The sequence below is a fragment of the Agriterribacter humi genome, from assembly GCF_009192765.1.
Taxonomy (GTDB): domain Bacteria; phylum Bacteroidota; class Bacteroidia; order Chitinophagales; family Chitinophagaceae; genus Agriterribacter; species Agriterribacter humi.
The window spans coordinates 149,909-167,294 of sequence record NZ_VOHQ01000007.1 but is presented as its reverse complement, the minus strand read 5'-3'; the positions used below and the strand labels follow the sequence as shown (position 1 = coordinate 167,294).

General features: G+C 41.9%; 17 protein-coding genes. 10 read left to right on the top strand and 7 right to left on the bottom strand.

Annotated elements, in window-relative coordinates:
• Positions 1-416 precede the first annotated feature (416 nt).
• The 4 genes from FRX45_RS13675 (at position 417) to FRX45_RS13660 (ending at position 6,684) form a co-directional block, all read left to right on the top strand.
• Positions 417-1,394 (top strand): Gfo/Idh/MocA family protein, encoded by a 978-nt coding sequence (locus FRX45_RS13675; RefSeq protein ID WP_152269000.1) that lies wholly within the window; start codon positions 417-419, stop codon positions 1,392-1,394.
• Between the two features lie 21 nt (positions 1,395-1,415).
• Entirely contained in the window at positions 1,416-2,834 is a 1,419-nt protein-coding gene (locus FRX45_RS13670) for a sugar transferase (protein ID WP_152268999.1), read from the top strand.
• A gap of 126 nt (positions 2,835-2,960) precedes the next feature.
• Positions 2,961-5,738, top strand: a complete 2,778-nt coding sequence (locus FRX45_RS13665) for a M1 family metallopeptidase (RefSeq protein ID WP_152268998.1) — start codon at positions 2,961-2,963, stop codon at positions 5,736-5,738.
• 16 nt (positions 5,739-5,754) lie between these two features.
• Positions 5,755-6,684 carry a hypothetical protein gene (locus tag FRX45_RS13660; RefSeq protein WP_152268997.1) on the top strand — a complete coding sequence of 310 codons (930 nt, stop codon included), beginning with the start codon at positions 5,755-5,757 and terminating at the stop codon, positions 6,682-6,684.
• A gap of 8 nt (positions 6,685-6,692) precedes the next feature.
• Here FRX45_RS13660 and FRX45_RS13655 read toward each other — a convergent pair whose 3' ends face one another.
• Together FRX45_RS13655 and FRX45_RS13650 are read right to left on the bottom strand one after the other, a co-directional pair.
• Complete coding sequence (locus FRX45_RS13655) at positions 6,693-7,502, bottom strand: FkbM family methyltransferase (RefSeq protein WP_152268996.1); 810 nt, start codon at positions 7,500-7,502, stop codon at positions 6,693-6,695.
• Positions 7,503-7,545: 43 nt separating this feature from the next.
• The gene (locus tag FRX45_RS13650; RefSeq protein WP_152268995.1) at positions 7,546-8,214 is read right to left on the bottom strand and encodes a 2-C-methyl-D-erythritol 4-phosphate cytidylyltransferase; all 669 of its coding nucleotides are present in this window, start codon (positions 8,212-8,214) and stop codon (positions 7,546-7,548) included.
• A 433-nt stretch (positions 8,215-8,647) separates the two neighbouring features.
• Between FRX45_RS13650 and FRX45_RS13645 the strand changes: the two genes are divergently transcribed.
• Both FRX45_RS13645 and FRX45_RS13640 read left to right on the top strand, forming a co-directional pair.
• The gene (locus FRX45_RS13645) at positions 8,648-9,208 is read left to right on the top strand and encodes a DUF4230 domain-containing protein (protein ID WP_152268994.1); all 561 of its coding nucleotides are present in this window, start codon (positions 8,648-8,650) and stop codon (positions 9,206-9,208) included.
• Positions 9,209-9,210: 2 nt separating this feature from the next.
• A complete protein-coding gene (locus FRX45_RS13640) occupies positions 9,211-9,846 on the top strand; it encodes a DUF4230 domain-containing protein (protein WP_152268993.1) in 636 nt (211 codons plus the stop codon).
• Here the strand turns inward: FRX45_RS13640 and FRX45_RS13635 are convergent.
• From FRX45_RS13635 to FRX45_RS13620, 4 genes are all read right to left on the bottom strand, one after another.
• A complete protein-coding gene (locus FRX45_RS13635) occupies positions 9,843-10,934 on the bottom strand; it encodes a metallophosphoesterase (protein WP_152268992.1) in 1,092 nt (363 codons plus the stop codon). The genes FRX45_RS13640 and FRX45_RS13635 overlap by 4 nt on opposite strands.
• A 24-nt stretch (positions 10,935-10,958) precedes the next feature.
• Entirely contained in the window at positions 10,959-12,308 is a 1,350-nt protein-coding gene (locus tag FRX45_RS13630) for a Y-family DNA polymerase (RefSeq protein ID WP_152268991.1), read from the bottom strand.
• Between the two features lie 308 nt (positions 12,309-12,616).
• Positions 12,617-12,913, bottom strand: coding sequence for a hypothetical protein (locus FRX45_RS13625; protein ID WP_152268990.1), 297 nt, complete (start codon positions 12,911-12,913; stop codon positions 12,617-12,619).
• A gap of 66 nt (positions 12,914-12,979) precedes the next feature.
• A complete protein-coding gene (locus tag FRX45_RS13620) occupies positions 12,980-13,597 on the bottom strand; it encodes a hypothetical protein (RefSeq protein ID WP_152268989.1) in 618 nt (205 codons plus the stop codon).
• A gap of 136 nt (positions 13,598-13,733) precedes the next feature.
• Between FRX45_RS13620 and FRX45_RS13615 the strand changes: the two genes are divergently transcribed.
• Positions 13,734-14,837: a class I SAM-dependent methyltransferase gene (locus FRX45_RS13615; protein ID WP_152268988.1), complete on the top strand. Its 1,104-nt coding sequence runs from the start codon at positions 13,734-13,736 to the stop codon at positions 14,835-14,837.
• Between the two features lie 20 nt (positions 14,838-14,857).
• Here FRX45_RS13615 and FRX45_RS13610 read toward each other — a convergent pair whose 3' ends face one another.
• A complete protein-coding gene (locus tag FRX45_RS13610; protein ID WP_152268987.1) occupies positions 14,858-15,262 on the bottom strand; it encodes a cupin domain-containing protein in 405 nt (134 codons plus the stop codon).
• A gap of 99 nt (positions 15,263-15,361) precedes the next feature.
• Between FRX45_RS13610 and FRX45_RS13605 the strand changes: the two genes are divergently transcribed.
• From FRX45_RS13605 to gdhA, 3 genes are read left to right on the top strand one after another with little or no spacing between them, the layout of a single operon-like run.
• Positions 15,362-15,544 carry a hypothetical protein gene (locus FRX45_RS13605; protein WP_152268986.1) on the top strand — a complete coding sequence of 61 codons (183 nt, stop codon included), beginning with the start codon at positions 15,362-15,364 and terminating at the stop codon, positions 15,542-15,544.
• Positions 15,531-15,956, top strand: coding sequence for a hypothetical protein (locus FRX45_RS13600; RefSeq protein ID WP_152268985.1), 426 nt, complete (start codon positions 15,531-15,533; stop codon positions 15,954-15,956). The genes FRX45_RS13605 and FRX45_RS13600 overlap by 14 nt, the downstream gene beginning before the upstream one ends.
• Before the next feature lie 55 nt (positions 15,957-16,011).
• A complete protein-coding gene (gene gdhA, locus FRX45_RS13595; protein WP_152268984.1) occupies positions 16,012-17,352 on the top strand; it encodes an NADP-specific glutamate dehydrogenase in 1,341 nt (446 codons plus the stop codon).
• The last annotated feature ends 34 nt before the right edge of the window (positions 17,353-17,386 follow it).

Sequence of the window (17,386 nt, the reverse complement as noted above, 5' to 3'; positions counted from 1 at the left end):
AGCCTGAGCGCTCCTTTACTACAGCCCCGCTGGCAGGGAACACCCTGTTTTGCGGCGGAGCCCTGATGTAACTTTTGTGCCAGAGTGGCTTCTTCATTTCGCTGCTACTTTCTCATGTTTCAGTAGTCTGCATTATAGCTATTTTTTGAACCTCGGGATTGTATTTCCACTTCGAATTTAATATTTGAATTTTATCCGCCCCGGCGGACAGGTTTGTCTTTTGTTATTGGGTTCTCGATGCTTTGTATTCTCTCGTATTTCGTCCTGCACATGCGTGATCCGGCTCCGGATTTAATTTTATCTGTCATTGGCAGATCACAGGTTGTTATGCCGGGTAAGGAAAAGAAGAATAGCGTAAATTCCCTTATGTCTGCACAAATCAGCAAACCTTATCTTTGACCCTTAAATTGTTATGCATGCTTAAAATCGGCATTTTCGGGGCGGGTCACCTCGGCAAGTTTCACATTGGCAACTGGCAGAAAATTAAAACTGCGGAGTTAGTGGGTTTTTATGACCCCAATAATGAAACGGCAACCGCAGTGACTAAAGCGTACAAATTAAAAAGATTTGAGGATGCCGATGCGCTGATGGACGCATGCGATGCTGTTGATATTATTGCACCTACCACCCTTCACTTTGATTTGTGTGAAAAAGCCATCCGGAAAAGCAAACATGTTTTTGTAGAAAAACCGCTTGCCGACACTATGGAGCAGGCGCATAAAATTGTAAAGCTGGCCAAAGAAGCGAATGTAAAAGTGCAGGTAGGACATGTGGAGAGATTTAACCCGGCATACCTCGCCTTAAAGGGATATGAACTCAATCCCATGTTTATAGAAGTACACCGCCTGTCGCAGTTTAACCCCCGTGGAACGGAAGTAAGTGTAATCCTGGATTTGATGATCCATGATATTGATATTATACTAAGCATTGTAAAAAGCGGTGTAAAAAATATTTCTGCCAGCGGCGTAGCGGTAATGACGGATACCCCGGATATTGCCAACGTGCGCATAGAGTTTAATAACGGCTGCGTGGCCAATCTCACCTCCTCCCGGATCTCCATGAAAAAAATGCGTAAAATGCGGCTCTTTCAGAAAGACGCTTATATTGGTATTGATTTCCTGGAGAAAAAAACAGAGATCATAAAATTGAAAGACGATAAAGACAAAGATGCTTTTACTTTTGACATAGATACGCCATCGGGCAAAAAAGTGATTGCTATAGCCAACCCTAAAATTCCGGAAGCCAATGCTATTTTACTGGAACTGGAAGCTTTTACGCATTCCGTTTTACAAAATGAACCCACTGCCGTTTCAGAAGTGGATGGTTTAATGGCGATGGATGTGGCGCATCACATTTTACAAAAGATTCAGTCGGCCAATTACCTTGTTAAATGATACGCTTACGTTAATATCCAAATGAAAGCCCCCAAAAAAATAAGTACTTCCTGGTATGCGGTTAGTGACTATATAGCTGCGGCACTGGCATGGGCTATCGCTTTTTTTATACGAAAACATTTAACCGGTTTTGAACTGAACATTGCAGGCGAACTTTTAAATAATTCTCAATTATTACTGAGCATTTTGCTTATTCCTTCTGGTTGGATGGCATTGTTTATGATGCTGGGCAGTTATCACCATTCATTATACATCAAATCGTGGTTTTCCGAATGTATAGTAACCTTCATCAGCACGCTTACAGGATCTGTTTTTCTCTTTTTCCTGCTGGTGCTCGATGATAGGTTGGCCAATTATCCCTATTACTACAAAGCTTTCCTTTCATTATTTTTCTTACATTTTATTTTAATATGGACGGGAAGAATGCTGTTGCTGAATATGGCCAAACGACAACTGAAGAAAGGAAGCATATGGTTCGATACGGTAATAGTGGGTAATAATCCAACAGCCATTCACCTGTTTAAAGAAATCAAAAAAAATCAAAAGCTGCTGGGATACAAATTCAACGGGTTTATCACTACCAATGCATCCCTCAATGGATTACACCAGCACCTCCCCTGCCTCGGCAATATTGATAACCTTGAAAAAATACTGGAAACCAGCAGTCCCGACCAGGTGATCATTGCCATAGAAAATTCGTTCCCTGATGAAGTAACGTCTATCATTAACCGCATAAGCGAAAAAGACATAGAAATAAAGATCGCACCCAGCAATCTTGATATTCTTGCCGGTTCCGTACGCACCAAGAATGTGCTGGATGCCCCGCTGATTGATATTAAAACCGGGTTGATGCCCGAGTGGCAATTGTATCTTATCAGGCTGGCAGATGTGCTGCTCTCTTTGGCCGGGCTAATATTATTGTCTCCGCTGTTGTTGTATACCGCCATTAGGGTAAGATTTTCGTCTGCAGGACCTGTTATTTTTACACAGCAGAGAATCGGCTATAAAGGCAGACCTTTTTTTATGTATAAGTTCCGCTCCATGTATGCAGATGCGGAAAAGAATGGGCCGGCTCTGTCGTCGCATGGCGACCTGCGGATTACCCCCTGGGGAAAAACCATGCGCAAATGGCGCATTGATGAACTGCCGCAGTTCTGGAATGTAATAAAGGGTGAAATGAGCCTTGTAGGTCCCCGCCCGGAAAGACAATTTTATATTGACCAGATCAATGCAAAAACGCCTTATTTTAAATATTTACTAAAAGTAAAACCCGGTATCACCAGTTGGGGTATGGTGAAATTCGGTTACGCCGAAAATGTGGATCAAATGATTGAACGCATGCAGTACGAGCTGGTGTATATCGAAAACATTTCCCTTTCGCTTAATTTTAAGATACTCCTGCATACATTACAAATTATATTGAAAGGAAAAGGCAAATGAGCTTTAGCGGGATTTTTTCATCAACATAACTATGGATTAAAGGTAAAGCCGGGCTGAATTTAGGACACCGTTTTCTCATAACCCTGGTCGTTTTCGTTTATTTTTAAACACAACCGGATCTGCAATTTGAAGTATGCATTTTTTATATTAGCCTTTCATTGCCTGCTTGCAAAAGCTATTGCACAGGAGGCATACTGGCAGCAGCGTGTGGATTATACCATCAATGTATCACTCAATGACGTGGAGCATACCTTAGATGGCTTTATTAAAATAAATTATACCAATCATTCACCCGATACATTGCAGTATATCTGGTTTCATTTGTGGCCCAATGCCTATAAAACCGACAGAACGGCTTTTAGCGATCAGATGCTGGAAAACGGAGATACAAAATTTTATTTTTCCAGCCCTCAGCAGAAAGGATATATTAATCAGCTCGATTTCAGGGTAAATGATGTGCGGGCAGAGACAGAAGATCACCCGGATCACTTAGATATAATAAAAGTGATGCTGCCTTTGGCGCTTTTACCCGGACAACAAATGCTGATCACTACTCCTTTTCATGTTAAGCTTCCTTATAACTTTTCAAGAGGCGGGCATGTGGGGCAATCGTACCAGATAACACAGTGGTATCCAAAGCCCGCGGTGTATGATCGTGAAGGCTGGCATCCCATGCCTTACCTGCAGCAGGGAGAGTTTTACAGCGAAACGGGAAATTTTGATGTAACCATTACCCTTCCTGAGAACTACGTGGTGGCCGCCACAGGAGCATTACAAAATGAAGCCGAAAAAGAATGGCTGAAAGCGCGTGCCTCTTACACATGGAAAGAAACACGGCACAGAAAAAAAGTAAAAGGGGGCTCCTATAAAACCATCCGGCAGGTTTTTCCTCATTCAGCCACTACCACCAAAACGCTTCATTACAAACAAAACAATGTGCATGATTTTGCCTGGTTTGCCGATAAGCGTTTTATTGCACAACACGACACCTGCATATTGGCCCCCGGTAAAATAATTGATGTGTATGCTTTCTTTACGTCTGCTTCCCGAAAGCAGTGGAGTAACAGCATCGCCTATGCGAAGCGGGCACTGCGCTTTTATTCTGCTTCGGTGGGCCTGTATCCGTTTACCACCTTAAGCATTGTTGAAGGGCCACCCCACATGAAAGGAGGAATGGAATACCCGACGATTGCTGTGCTTTCTGCGCCCAAAAGCGAGCAGCTAACAGAACGCATCATCGTTCATGAAGTGGGGCACAACTGGTTCTATGGCATTTTGGCATCCGATGAGCGTGCGCATCCCTGGATGGATGAAGGGATGAACAGCTTTTACGAAAAACGATACCTTACCAGCCACAAAATAACTGCCACAAAATTCAATCCTTCCTACTTTGAAAAAGTTGCGTTTGAATCGGTAGCCGCCGTAAAAAAAGACCAGCCTGTTAACCTGCCTGCCTCTGCATTTTCTCCCGCTAATTATTATTTATCCGCTTATTATAAAGCATCGCAATGGCTGCAGGTACTGGAAACCTCATTGGGTAAAGCGCTGTTTGATTCCTGTATGCAGGCTTATTACAACCAGTGGCAGTTTAAACATCCCTATCCTGCAGATTTTAAAAATGTTATCGACTCTGTAAGTGGAAAGAACACCGATAGTATTTTTCATCTGCTCGATACCAAAGGCAGCCTGCTCCCCCCCACTCCTAAGAAACCACGACTGGCATGGATTGGAAAAGCCGGTGGCAGCAGCAGATATCACTATACAGGTATAGCGCCTGCTTTGGGTTTTAATTATTACGATAAACTGATGCTGGGCGGTATCGTTCATAACTATAATCTTCCCTTTACAAAGTTTCAATTTATTGCAGTACCGTTATATGCAACAGGCAGTAAACAACTCAATGGCATTGGCAGGGCAACGTACACCTGGTATCCGGAAAATATTTTTCAGAAAATTGAAACGGGCGTAAGCTTTGCAAGATTGTCGGGAGATGCTTATAGGGACCAGGATAACCATACTACACATTTGCGTTTTACAAAACTCAGCCCCCACGTGAGGTTTACTTTCCGCAACAGGCAGCCGCGCAGTCAGCTCAGCCGCTTTATACAGTGGAAAGCATATATTATTAATACAGATGCTTTGCAGTTTACATGGGATTCGGTATTAATGAAAAACCGGTATGCCATAAATTCCCGTAATACCACTATTGGCCAATTGCGTTATATAACGGATAACAGCAGGGCATTATATCCCTATCATTATGAATTGATGTTTGAAACCTCAAATAATTTTGGAAGGGTAGCTTATACGGGAAATTACTTCTTTAATTATCCCAAAGGCGGCGGATTAAACATGCGATGGTTTGCAGGAAAGTTCTTTTATATAGGAGATAAAACATCCCGGAAACAGTTCAATACGGATCAGTATCACCTTAACATGACAGCCCCCAAGGGATATGAAGATTACACCTATAGTAATTATTTTATAGGCCGCAATGAATTTGAGGGCACGCTGTCTCAGCAGGTAATGATAAGAGATGGCGGCTTTAAGGTTCGAACTGATCTGCTGAGCAACAAAGTGGGAAAAACGGATGACTGGCTGATTGCATTTAATTTTACTTCTTCCATCCATCCTAAAATTCCGGTAAAGTTATTCTTCGATGCCGGCACATACAATGAAGGATGGGAGAGCGGTTCCGGTGCACCACGAATATTGTACGATGCGGGTTTGCAGTTGAGTTTGTGCAGGGATCTTCTGAATATATATGTTCCGCTACTGTACAGTAAGGTATACAGCGACTATTTTAAGTCAACACCCGGGAATAACTTCTGGCAAAGGATATCATTCAGTATAGATATACAAAATATGAGTTTTAAAAAGATCAGTCCGCATATTCCATTATAAGAAATCACCTCTTTTCATGACCAAAGACATTCAATATCTCAAAAGAAGTGAAATTGACATTGTAAAATGGGATGCCTGTATCGAAAAAAGCAAAGGGCTGATCTACGGTTACTCCTGGTGGTTAGACCATATGGCCAGCCATTGGGATGCCCTTGTATTAAATGATTATGAAGCAGTAATGCCCCTTACCTGGAGAAGAAAATATGGCTTTTACTACCTGTACCAGCCTTTTTTTACGGCATCGCTGGGTCTTTTTTCAGGTGAAAAACAGCCCGTTGATATACTTGACTTTTTACAGGTTATCCCTTCAAAATTTAAGTTACTGGATATTGATATCAATAAAACTCATGCATTACAGGGGGCAAACTCCCTTGCCGGGCTCACCGTGCACAAGCGGTTAAATCTATTGCTGGATCTGGGGAAATCCAGATCCGCTTTAACAAACCAGTACAGCAGGTTGGCCAAACGCTCATTGGAAAAAGCGAATAAGCATGATATGATAATCGTGCGTAACGATACGCCCGAAGATATTATCACTTTATACCGGAAAGCATACAGCACAGCACATCCGGGCATTAAAGGCAAAGATTATCGCTCACTCATCGCCTGCTGTAATACGGCAGGCAAAAAACATCATCTTAAAACCTATACCGCACACACGTCCGGAGGCGAAGCAATTGCATTTTACATTGTGCTTTATGATAACAACTTTGTGTATTCGCTGGTGGGAGGAAGTACTTCAAAAGGAAAAGCAATGGGCGCGTTTTACCTGCTTACCGATGCTGCCATACAAGACCATGCAGACACTGGTAAAATATTCCGGTTTGAAGGATCCGATGTTCCCGGCATTGCCTTTTTTAACCGGCAGTTTGGTCCCGCAGAGGCTTTTTATTTGCATCTTAAAATGAACCGCCTGCCATTTCCGGTGAATATTTTAAAGCAATAGTTATTGTATTATCCCTGTTTTATTGCCCACAATAAAGTTGAATGCGGAGCCCTTTCGCCCGGCTGATAAATAACAAATCCTTTAGCGCGCAATAAGGTTTCGCATACACTCCGGTACCCATCAGTATGAATTTCCATAACAATCATGTTAACTTTTTCCAGCCATTCCGTGTTTTTTGAAAAAAGGGACTCCTCACTGCCTTCAATATCTATTTTCAGGAGATCTATCCTGTCCAGTTCAAACATATCGCATAAGGTAGCCATACCAATTGCCCGTACAGGCATATTCGTTACTTCACCGCTAACAGTTGTATTATATGCCTTTTCCCGCATTTGCATATATACCGTAGTATCTTCAGCAAAGGCAGCAGCATGTAGGGCATTAATCCGGCCCGCTGCTATTTCACCCGAAAGATTCTGCAATAGCAAATCCATATTGTATTTATCGGCTTCCACCGCATACACCCCGTGTATAGAATAATATGCAGAAAAAAACAAGGACGCCATTCCTGTATTGGCGCCAAGATCAACCACAGACCCGGTAATCGTTTTATCCGGCCATGGAAGCCTGTATACTTTTTGCCAGAACATTTCATAAAATATAGCGATATCTCCTGTATAGGTTCTTAAAAAAACAGTTTTTCTTTTTCCATTCAAACGCAAATGGTAAGGAATGGGTATGGCGGGATGCACTACAGGTTTTTTAGCATAGCGGTATCTTTTTGTATTGATCAGCAAGCGGATAAAAGAAGACAGATCTGCTGTAATGGTATAACAGAAAATAAATTTCCCGAATGCTGTGGTAATTCTTTCAAACATGAAATTGACATTGTAGAAACAGAGCAGAAAGCTATGCTTAACATTACGCTTTCCTGGATAATTGTTCCGCTATTAACAGATCCGCAGGCAAGGTGATCTTAATATTTTCCTTCTCCCCTTCTATCATAAAAATTTCATGGCCTGCTGCTTCCGCTACTGTAGCCTCATCTGTAAAAGCTTCATTATAAGGCTGCCCAAAAGCAGATAAAATAATATTACTCCGGAAAGTTTGGGGTGTTTGAACGGCAAGCAGTTTGCTTCTGTCTACCACCTTTGTTTTATTTCCTTCCATCATTCTTATGCTGTCGTTTACAGCTACAGCAGGAATGGCATTCCCTTTTAGCAGGGTTTGTTCATAACAGCGCCTTATAAGCGCTTCAGTAACCAAACACCTTACTCCATCATGTACAAAAATAACCGATGCTTCATTGATCTTTTTTAAACCGTTCTGCACGGAATGAAAACGGGTAGCGCCGCCCAAAACCATTTGAATACGTGAAGGTGTGGTTGCCTGCAAAATGAGTTGTTTGCCTTGTTCTTCAAAAGGAGCAGGAAGCACCAGTATGATCTGCAGGTCGGCATAAGCACGCAGAAACGTGTCTATAGTATGCAGCAATACCGGCTTACCATTCAATAGCATAAACTGTTTGGGAACAGCAGAGCCCATTCTTGTTCCCGTTCCGCCGGCTACTATTACCGCATATTTTGTCATATCCTAATTTCCGGGAAAATTAATGATTACCCATGAAATGTTCATTGATAAAATTGTATCATCTCATTTCTGGTTCGTGCAAACATCATAGCCGTCAACTTAAATAAAAAAAAGCCTTGGTAATGGTAGGTGACACGTACCAAGGCGATTGCCCCGGCACGTGTCACCACGTGCCGGAAAGATGAAAATTTCATCTCATTTCTGATATTTTGCTGTTGTAACGTTCAAAATTTGTAATATTTGGCTATTATAATGGTATCAAAATCGGGCGGCTCTTAAAAACCACTGCTTTGCTAAAGACCTTTAATTATAAAGGAAACCCCTATTTGGAGCAAAAATGAGGCACCGCTTTTAGCCCGGCCTTCTCATGTCCTATTTATGATCTATATTTTAAATCAATAACACAAGTGAAACAGGATTTGTAAATTGCAATATGTACAAAAGATATATTTATTTCCTGTTTTGCCTCGTTGCAGCCTGCCATACAGCTCCCGTCAAACAGGAGCAGGAAATTTTGGCATTAAGAGAGATAAATGAACTGGTTACCGTAGAATATATCGTAAACAAGATCATTAAGGCCAGTGATGATAAAACCTGGTATAAAATAGGCGACAGGAAAATATTGATGACTTGTGAAGCCACCCTTAAAGCAGGTATTGATTTCTCTGCCATTAATGCAGAACATATCCAGATCAACAACAAACAAGTTACCTTAACCCTTCCGCATGCTACCTTATTTTCGGTTAGTATAAAACCCGAAGACATTAAAGTGGCATATGAAGAAATTGGCGCTTTCAGGAACAGTTTCACAACACAGGAAAGAGATATGCTGGCAGCGCAGGCGCAAAAGCAAATACAGGACAGCGCCGATTCATTGGGTGTATTGCAAACCGCGGAAGCCAATGCCAGTTTGTTCGCAAGCAACTTCCTGCGTAATATGGGCTATGAAAAAGTTATTATTCAATTTGGAAACACCCCTGTTAAACTCAATTGATCATGCGGAAAGGATGGACCAGGTATATTTTTCTTATCGCTACTGTTTTAATAGTGCTTCTGCTGCTGAATACAAAATGGCTGCCTTCTTTTAAAAATATGTTTAAACAGCAACCTGTTACTATAGAAAATACGCCAATACTTATTAAAGAGATCAACGAACTGGCACAATTGTGTACCATTACGGCTTTTGATGAAGTAGTAGCAGATTCCGTTGTTATTAAAATAAAGACCCCAATAGAAACACTCCTTCCGGATCTTTCAGCCTTTGGTAATTTGCCCATAACCGGCAAACGCATTGTGATCATTGGAAAAGGGAAACTCATTGCAGGCGTGGATCTCAAAAAATTAAACGAGCAATCTATCTTTGTTCACGGCGATTCTGTTTCCCTATTGCTTCCCCGTGCAGAAATACTGGATGTGATAATGAACCCTTCGGATTTTGAAACCTTTAGCGAAACAGGGGAATGGAGCAGCGAAGCGGTTACAGCGGTTAAAGTAAAAGCGCGAAAAAAAATGATTGACAAAGCACTGCAGCAGGGCATACTCAACAAAGCCAATACCCGCAGTATTGCATTGCTTGAAAATTTTTTGCGGGGTTTTGGATTTAAAAAAGTGACTGTAAAAACAGTAGGCTAACATAAGTTTTTCAACGCCGTGTATTCCAGTATGGTTCTTTTGGATATGGTGTTATCCATTTTCCATTTTATAAGCCTTATCTCACCCTCTTCAATCTCTATTCCCGTGATATCGCCATCATTGAAGCAGCAACACCCACTGTTGAAATAGGTGGGCTTCAGCCGCAGGTAGTCTTCTGATACATGATCATATTCCTGCCGGCGAAAAGCAATTTCTTTCTGCAGATCTGTTATGGCTTTGCTGTTGTTGTTTTGCCGTGCAACAAGCAGTTGCTTATATAAACGCTCCAGGTGCGTCATAGATTCAAATACCGGCTGATGTGTATGTCCTGTAATAAGCACCAGGTCCTGCTGATGCAAACTCCATTCATACATAAACTGGTTATGCTCCGTTTTAAGAATGTCGTTAAAGGCCGGCGTATTGATGTTAAGATCCAGGTAAGACTGTAAAGGCGCCCATATTTTTGCCACAAACCATGCGCTGAATTTATTGCCATCGCTTTGCCCGTCGCCCTGGTGTCCGTGTGTAAGAAAGATATCTATTGGCTTTTGCCCGGTATTGTATTTCAACAGCACAGCTTCATACATGTGCACCGGCTCACCATAAATACTTATGAGCTGTAATGCTGCAAAGGGATCATTATTCCAGAACACATCGTGGTTACCAAAAACTTTGATCAGCGCCTTTCTTTGAAGAAAATATTTTTCCAGTTCAAAAGATGCATGATTGTGTTTTTTTACGGTGAAGAGGTTAAATTTCCAAAGCTCTTCACTGTCTCCCAGCACGATCAATGTATAATTTTGCTGGTTGTAATAATTTAATGCGGCAATATAGTTTTGTTCTGCAGGTGCGAAATCATCCGAACGTTTTTTGTTGCCTTTATGGAGATCAGAAAAAATAATGATCTTTTGCGGCGACACATCCAGATCAATAACAACCCCTTTTTTGCCGGGTTTCTCCCTGATCTGTTTATACAGTTTGGTAAGTGCATCGTGCACCCTTTCCCTGTTGGGGCGGGAAGAAAACCGGTTGGCTAACCTGGCAACCGGCTTTTTAAGTATGCGCTGCAGAAATGTGCGGAGGCTCATGTAAAAAAAGCAATACTACAAATTTTACTTCACCTCAAACATTTCTTCCCAGCGGGTAGTATACCGGCGGCTGCGCAGTTCCTGGCGCATCTTCCAGTTTTTATGGGTTCCTGATGCTGCAAATTTGAGTATATCATCCCGCATACTGAAGTTGATATTATCCATCATATCCATAAGGTAACGGTTACGGTTCTGCGTTTCCGGCACAAATAAATTGCCCTGGATGGCCGTTTCAGGAACCAGCCCACTAAGCATTACGCCTGCTTTTTTGTATGATTTTCCGGCCTCGTATAATTGATCTACCAGTTGAACTGCGGGCTTTATCAGTTCATGGGTAATGGAAGTGGCCGCAGGCAATATGGTATAGGTGCTTATGGTTGGGCCATGGTGGAAATCAACGGAATGATCCTGCTCTTTGGGAACAATAAATACGCTAATGGTGTTGGCCGCACTTCTCTGACGGCGCAATTTTTCGGCTGCGCGGGAGGTATAGGTAGCAACGGCTTCTTTTATATCGCTGATATTGTTTACAGGAGAACCGAACATGCGGGTAGTGGCGATCATCTTTTTGATTGCCAGTTGTTCTTTCATATCTATACAGGGTTCTCCCCGCAATTCCTTTATTAATCTTACACCCGTTACGCCTCCCAGGTTTTTATATGCCCATTCAACAGACATATTGCGCAATTCCCATGCACTGGTTATGCCCATATTGATGAGCTTATTGGCATATGCACCACCCACGCCCCAAAGATTACTGATCCGTATGGATTGCAATGCCTGCCTTTGTTGTTCAGGCAACAACAAAACTTTTACACAATTGGAAGCCCGCTTATTTTCTTTGGCCATATAATTGGCTGCTTTGGCTAAGGTTTTGGTTGGAGCTACTCCTACCGAAACAGATATTCCCGTCCATTGCTCAATTGTATAACGGATATGCAATGCATAATCCAGCACTTCCTTTTCATCCATCTCAGGCAAATCAACAAAGGCTTCATCTACCGAATACACTTCCACGTTGGATGCTCCCAACATCATCCTTAATGTTTCCATAACCCGCCAGCTCAGATCGCCATACAAATTATAATTAGAAGAAAAAACCGCAACATCATGCTTTTGTATCAGCGGTTTGGCTTTGAAATAAGGCCCCGCCATTTCCACGCCTATGGTTTTGGCTTCATCGCTGCGCGATACAATACAACCGTCATTATTACTGAGCACCACAACCGGCTTATACTTCAAATCCGGTCTGAACAACCTTTCGCAGGAACAATAAAAATTGTTACAGTCTACAATGGCTTTGAAACTTTTTCGCACCGGAACATTCTCAAACAATGTATTTGTTGCACCTGCTAAGGCTGACAGATCAGACATCCACAAATATAATATAAAATACTAAATTAATTAGCATTTTTAATATTTTTTTAGCGGTTGGTTGAACATTATATTATCGCAGGGCAGACCTCATTTGGAGCATAAATGAAGGAGCGATGGTGAAGTAATAAACTGATGCCCTTTTGTTATAACCCGGCCTGGTAGCATAGAAAAGGAAAATGAGAAATCGTTCAGGTATATATACCTTACAAACCTCTCATTCATGTATAGAATACGGACTGATATATGATCAAATAAGGATGAGTCCTTACAAAAAATGGATTAGCTGTTTGATTGGTTTATTGTGTTTAGTAAGGTGACATATTACCCGGTTCCACCTGTTTTGAAAATCCACCTTTAGACAGGAAGTCCAGTACTTCCGGTTTCATTTCTTCTATTACGCCCACTGATTTGGGTTCATTGTTTTCGCCAATTGATTTATATATCCATCCCGGTTTCTCGTTCCCGATCTCGGTAAGAAACAATTGTAGCTTTAAGGGAGAAAGGTTCAAATGATGCTCAATTTCCTGAATATCTTTTTCTCCCGGGTAAGGCAGAATATACTCCAGTAGCTGGTCGGCGATGTGCAAATGTGTAGTACGCATAGAATTGCAGGGGTTTTTATATAGTATCCACTTATAAAAAATAATGCCAGTTCATTTATTTGTAAATCATGGTTGGATATTTAATATACCTTTTACTAATTTTTCCCATTGTACTTTAGATAATCCCGCTTGTGCACCCCTACTCACCACTGCATTTCTAATGGCATCGGTAAGGCTTTCATTTTCTGTATTGGGCTTTTCATTTCTTCCATGCACTTCTGCTGTAATACGCCTGCCTTCTCTTTTTACTATAAAAGAACTTGTAGCATCCTGCTCAAAAAAATGCGCTGTTGGCTTCTTCTTTTCAGGTCGCGGTGCAGGTCGTACACGCACTACAACAGATTCTTTTGCCCCAAGGTAACCCGGCTCCTCTTCTATCATCTCAATTCGTACCCAGTCAAACCCATCACCCGCCGTAGTTCCCGGCCCGGGAATATCTATACGGAAATAATCACCCACTTCGGGAGAACATTTTTTTATTATTCCCCTGCAATCCGTTAAAACAAAAGAAGCTGAAATGCCACGGCTGATGTCCCCCCAATGATTAATGTCTAGTAATCGCTTTTTAGCCTCCGCAAATATCCGGTGGGCTTCTTCCGGGCCTGTTGCCTCTACATGCGCCGCAATATCCGTTTTCTTTCCCACCTCCTGCGGAGGTACAGGTTCAACATCCTCATTATGCATATAAATACATTTATGTGATTTTTACTTTCATTTTAAATAAAATAAAGTGAGTACAATAATAATACCATGAACAATACCGGGTGTTAAGGCACGGCATTAAAATTGGAGCGTCTTGTTTACTTTAAATATGGTAAAGATGTCGCTCACGGAAATCATCGCTGATAAGATCAGGAAAGAAGGACCGGTTTTATTTCATGATTTCATGGAAATGGCCCTGTATTATCCCGGGGCGGGTTATTATGTTAATGAACACGACCCTGTTGGTGGTTCCGGCGATTATTATACAAGCCCTTATATCACTTCTGCTTTTGGTGCACTCTTGGCCAAACAACTGGAAGAAATGTGGGCGTTGCTTGGCAAAAAGAAATTCACCGTGGTAGAGTACGGGGCAGGCAATGGCTTTTTGTGCAGGGATATCATTCAGCATCTCAAAAAAAACGAAGCACTTTATAGTAATCTGCGGTACTGCATTATCGAAAAAAGTCCTTTCATGAAACAAAAACAAAAGATTGACGCAGATGAAAAAGTACAGTGGCTTAACAGCATCGGCGACATTCCGGCTGTAGAAGGTTGCATTCTGTCTAATGAAGTAGTAGATAATTTTGCCGTACACCAGGTACTGATGCAGGATGAACTTATGGAAATTTTTGTGGATTACCAGGATGGTTTTGCTGAACGTTTGCAGCCTGCATCTCCGCTGCTTAAGAACTACCTGGTCCAATCCCGTGTACAACTGCCACAGGGTTTTCGCACAGAAATAAACCTGCACGTCACGGAATGGATCCGGGAGATAGCCAAAGCGATACACAAAGGATTTGTATTGACCATAGATTATGGATACCCTGCTTCAGCGCTCTACCATCCGCTCCGCACTTCGGGTACATTGCTATGTTACTACAAACATCAGATCAGCGATTGTCCTTATATTCATATTGGTGAACAGGATATAACGACGCATGTTAATTTTTCCGCCTTAGTGCACTGGGGATTAAAAGAAGGATTGAAATGTGGAGGGTTTACCAACCAGGCTTATTTTCTGCTGGGACTTGGACTGACGGGGCAATTAGAGAAGATGGAAGAGAACGCAGGTTTATCGAACCAGGCTTTACAGGAAGAAAGAGCCCGTTTCCTGCACAACTTTCTTCTGGGCATGGGCAAAAAATTAAAGGTACTTCTTCAGCTAAAAGGAATACAGAAGCCGCGGCTTTCCGGATTCCAATTTCCCAATCCAATACTATGAAATAAGTGGTACGAATGATACTATACATTCTTTTCTCCGTAGCTGTTCAACATTATCGTTGCTTCTGAAACTGCTTCAATGCAATTGAGCATCCCCTTATGAAAAACGATGGATTGATTTTCTTTCACAATTACTTCCTCCTTATCGTTTGTAGTAAACTTCGCCTCTCCTTTCAGCAGGTAAGCAACAAGAATGTCTGTTTGTGGACTGTCTTTTATTTTTGCTCCGCTTTTCAGCATTGTAATGAATATAGTGAGACTCTTCCCTTTAAAAACCGTAATGCCATTGCGGTCATTTTCCTGCCAGGCTTTTTCCTGGGGTAATTGTGCTGTAAAAGCCGGAATATCCATCAGTACAAATGGGGCATCCAGAACCCGCTCGCCTTTTGGACGATTGGGAGTAGCTTCATTGTATTTTGTATCCATCTGCTATTGTTTTTATTAACTGCTGTTTTAAAGTGCAAAACCATACCACTAAAACAAATAACCTATCATTAAGGGGCCGCACGAAATAAAAATGGACATATGCAAACGGGATGGGAAAATTATTTCTACCTGTGGTATTTATTCTACACCTATACGGATCATATATATTTTCTCAACCCTTTGAGTGGCTTATACATGATGGCCGGAGTGAAAAAGCAGGAAACACCTGATGATCGTTCTTTTTTACTATTTTCACGCACCAGTTTTTATGAACAGAATTAAACCAGATGTAGATATCGTTAGCGATTTGCTGAAAGCTGTCCTCGCTGCCCAGCCCAATTCTTCCTTTATACAAAGCTTATTGTATCAATACCAGGAACGGGGGGGACTGAGCAAAAAGCAGTTGGAGGGATTGTACTATAAAGCCGCTAAAATAGCTGCTATCCCCGAAAATAAGCTCACCACTTTGGAAGCGATCATTAAAAAAAAACCGAACAGGTATAAATCTGCCCCACCCGGGCCCTCACCGCTTTACACAAAAGATGAAAATGCGGAACGTATGCTCAATGCCATACTGGCAAAATATCCGCAACACAAAAGAGTATTGTTTTTAAAGGCCAAATACGACAACAACGAACCACTGTCAACTGTGGAATTAAGTGAATTGCAAAAATTTAATAAAATGCTTCAATAGATAATTTCAGTAATTTCCGGAATATTGACTCCCTAAACACATATTTATTAAGTATATGAATGATTTGCTCAGGCAGTTTTTAGAAAAAGTACAATGCAGAAATACAGCAGAACCAGAGTTTTTACAAGCGGTGTCGGAGGTGGCCGAATCACTCATCCCTTATATTGAAAAGCATCCGAAATATAAAAACAGTAAAATTCTGGAACGCATTGTTGAACCCGAAAGAGTAATCATCTTCAGAGTCCCCTGGTTGAATGACAAAGGAGAAGTGGAGGTAAACAGGGGCTTTAGGGTACAAATGAACAGCGCCATCGGGCCCTATAAGGGAGGACTTCGTTTTCATCCCTCGGTAACATTGAGCGTGCTTAAATTCCTGGCTTTTGAGCAGGTATTCAAAAACAGCCTTACCGGTCTTCCTATGGGCGGTGGTAAGGGCGGTTCTGATTTTGATCCAAAAAACAGATCCGATAATGAAGTAATGAAATTTTGCCAGAGTTTTATGACCGAACTTTACCGCCATGTAGGCGCCGACATAGATATTCCGGCAGGAGATATTGGTGTAGGAAACAGGGAGATCGGCTATTTGTTTGGACAATATAAACGCATTAAAGGCGAATTCAGCGGCGTACTTACGGGCAAAGGATACGAGTGGGGTGGCAGTCTTATTCGTCCTGAAGCTACCGGTTACGGCCTGGTTTATTTTGTGGAGGAAATTCTTAAAACCAGGGGCGATTCACTGGTGGGAAAAAAAGTTACCATTTCCGGCTCGGGCAATGTAGCCCAATATGCTGCTGAGAAATGCATTGCCAAAGGTGCTAAAGTGCTCACCATGTCTGACTCCGGTGGATTTATTTATGATCCCGATGGCATTGACCAGGAACGATTAAATTATATTAAGCACCTGAAAGATCATGAGCGGGGCAGGATCAGGGAATACGCGAACAAATTCAATTGCAGCTTTTTTGAAGGCGAACGTCCCTGGAAGATCAAATGTGATATCGCATTGCCCAATGCCACTCAAAATGAATTAAACGGGGATGATGCCATTGCACTGGTAGAAAATGGTTGTTTTTGTGTTGCTGAGGGCGCCAATATGCCCTGCACGCCGGAAGCAGTGGCTGCATTTAACCAGGCACGTATTTTTTATGCCCCGGGGAAGGCCGCCAATGCAGGCGGAGTAGCAGTATCGGGATTGGAAATGTCGCAAAACTCACTTCGTTTTTCGTGGACAAGAGATGAGGTGGATAACAAGCTCAAAGAAATCATGAAGCAGATCCATAAGCTTTGCGTGAAATATGGCAGGGAAGAAGACGGACATATCAATTATGAAAAAGGCGCCAATATAGGCGGATTTGTAAAGATAGCCGATTCTATGCTGGCCCAGGGAGTAGTTTAAAAACAGGATATACTAGCTGGTGTAATGCAGTTTT

Bases quoted from the DNA above. Each gene is read 5' to 3' on its own strand.
- FRX45_RS13615 (WP_152268988.1), top strand. From the start codon at position 13,734: ATGTCGCTCACGGAAATCATCGCTGATAAGATCAGGAAAGAAGGACCG.
- FRX45_RS13655 (WP_152268996.1), bottom strand. From the start codon at position 7,502: ATGTTTGAAAGAATTACCACAGCATTCGGGAAATTTATTTTCTGTTAT.
- FRX45_RS13610 (WP_152268987.1), bottom strand. From the start codon at position 15,262: ATGGATACAAAATACAATGAAGCTACTCCCAATCGTCCAAAAGGCGAG.
- FRX45_RS13620 (WP_152268989.1), bottom strand. From the start codon at position 13,597: ATGCATAATGAGGATGTTGAACCTGTACCTCCGCAGGAGGTGGGAAAG.
- FRX45_RS13625 (WP_152268990.1), bottom strand. From the start codon at position 12,913: ATGCGTACTACACATTTGCACATCGCCGACCAGCTACTGGAGTATATT.
- gdhA (WP_152268984.1), top strand. From the start codon at position 16,012: ATGAATGATTTGCTCAGGCAGTTTTTAGAAAAAGTACAATGCAGAAAT.
- FRX45_RS13650 (WP_152268995.1), bottom strand. From the start codon at position 8,214: ATGACAAAATATGCGGTAATAGTAGCCGGCGGAACGGGAACAAGAATG.
- FRX45_RS13640 (WP_152268993.1), top strand. From the start codon at position 9,211: ATGCGGAAAGGATGGACCAGGTATATTTTTCTTATCGCTACTGTTTTA.
- FRX45_RS13670 (WP_152268999.1), top strand. From the start codon at position 1,416: ATGAAAGCCCCCAAAAAAATAAGTACTTCCTGGTATGCGGTTAGTGAC.
- FRX45_RS13600 (WP_152268985.1), top strand. From the start codon at position 15,531: ATGAACAGAATTAAACCAGATGTAGATATCGTTAGCGATTTGCTGAAA.
- FRX45_RS13660 (WP_152268997.1), top strand. From the start codon at position 5,755: ATGACCAAAGACATTCAATATCTCAAAAGAAGTGAAATTGACATTGTA.
- FRX45_RS13630 (WP_152268991.1), bottom strand. From the start codon at position 12,308: ATGTCTGATCTGTCAGCCTTAGCAGGTGCAACAAATACATTGTTTGAG.
- FRX45_RS13605 (WP_152268986.1), top strand. From the start codon at position 15,362: ATGCAAACGGGATGGGAAAATTATTTCTACCTGTGGTATTTATTCTAC.
- FRX45_RS13675 (WP_152269000.1), top strand. From the start codon at position 417: ATGCTTAAAATCGGCATTTTCGGGGCGGGTCACCTCGGCAAGTTTCAC.
- FRX45_RS13635 (WP_152268992.1), bottom strand. From the start codon at position 10,934: ATGAGCCTCCGCACATTTCTGCAGCGCATACTTAAAAAGCCGGTTGCC.
- FRX45_RS13645 (WP_152268994.1), top strand. From the start codon at position 8,648: ATGTACAAAAGATATATTTATTTCCTGTTTTGCCTCGTTGCAGCCTGC.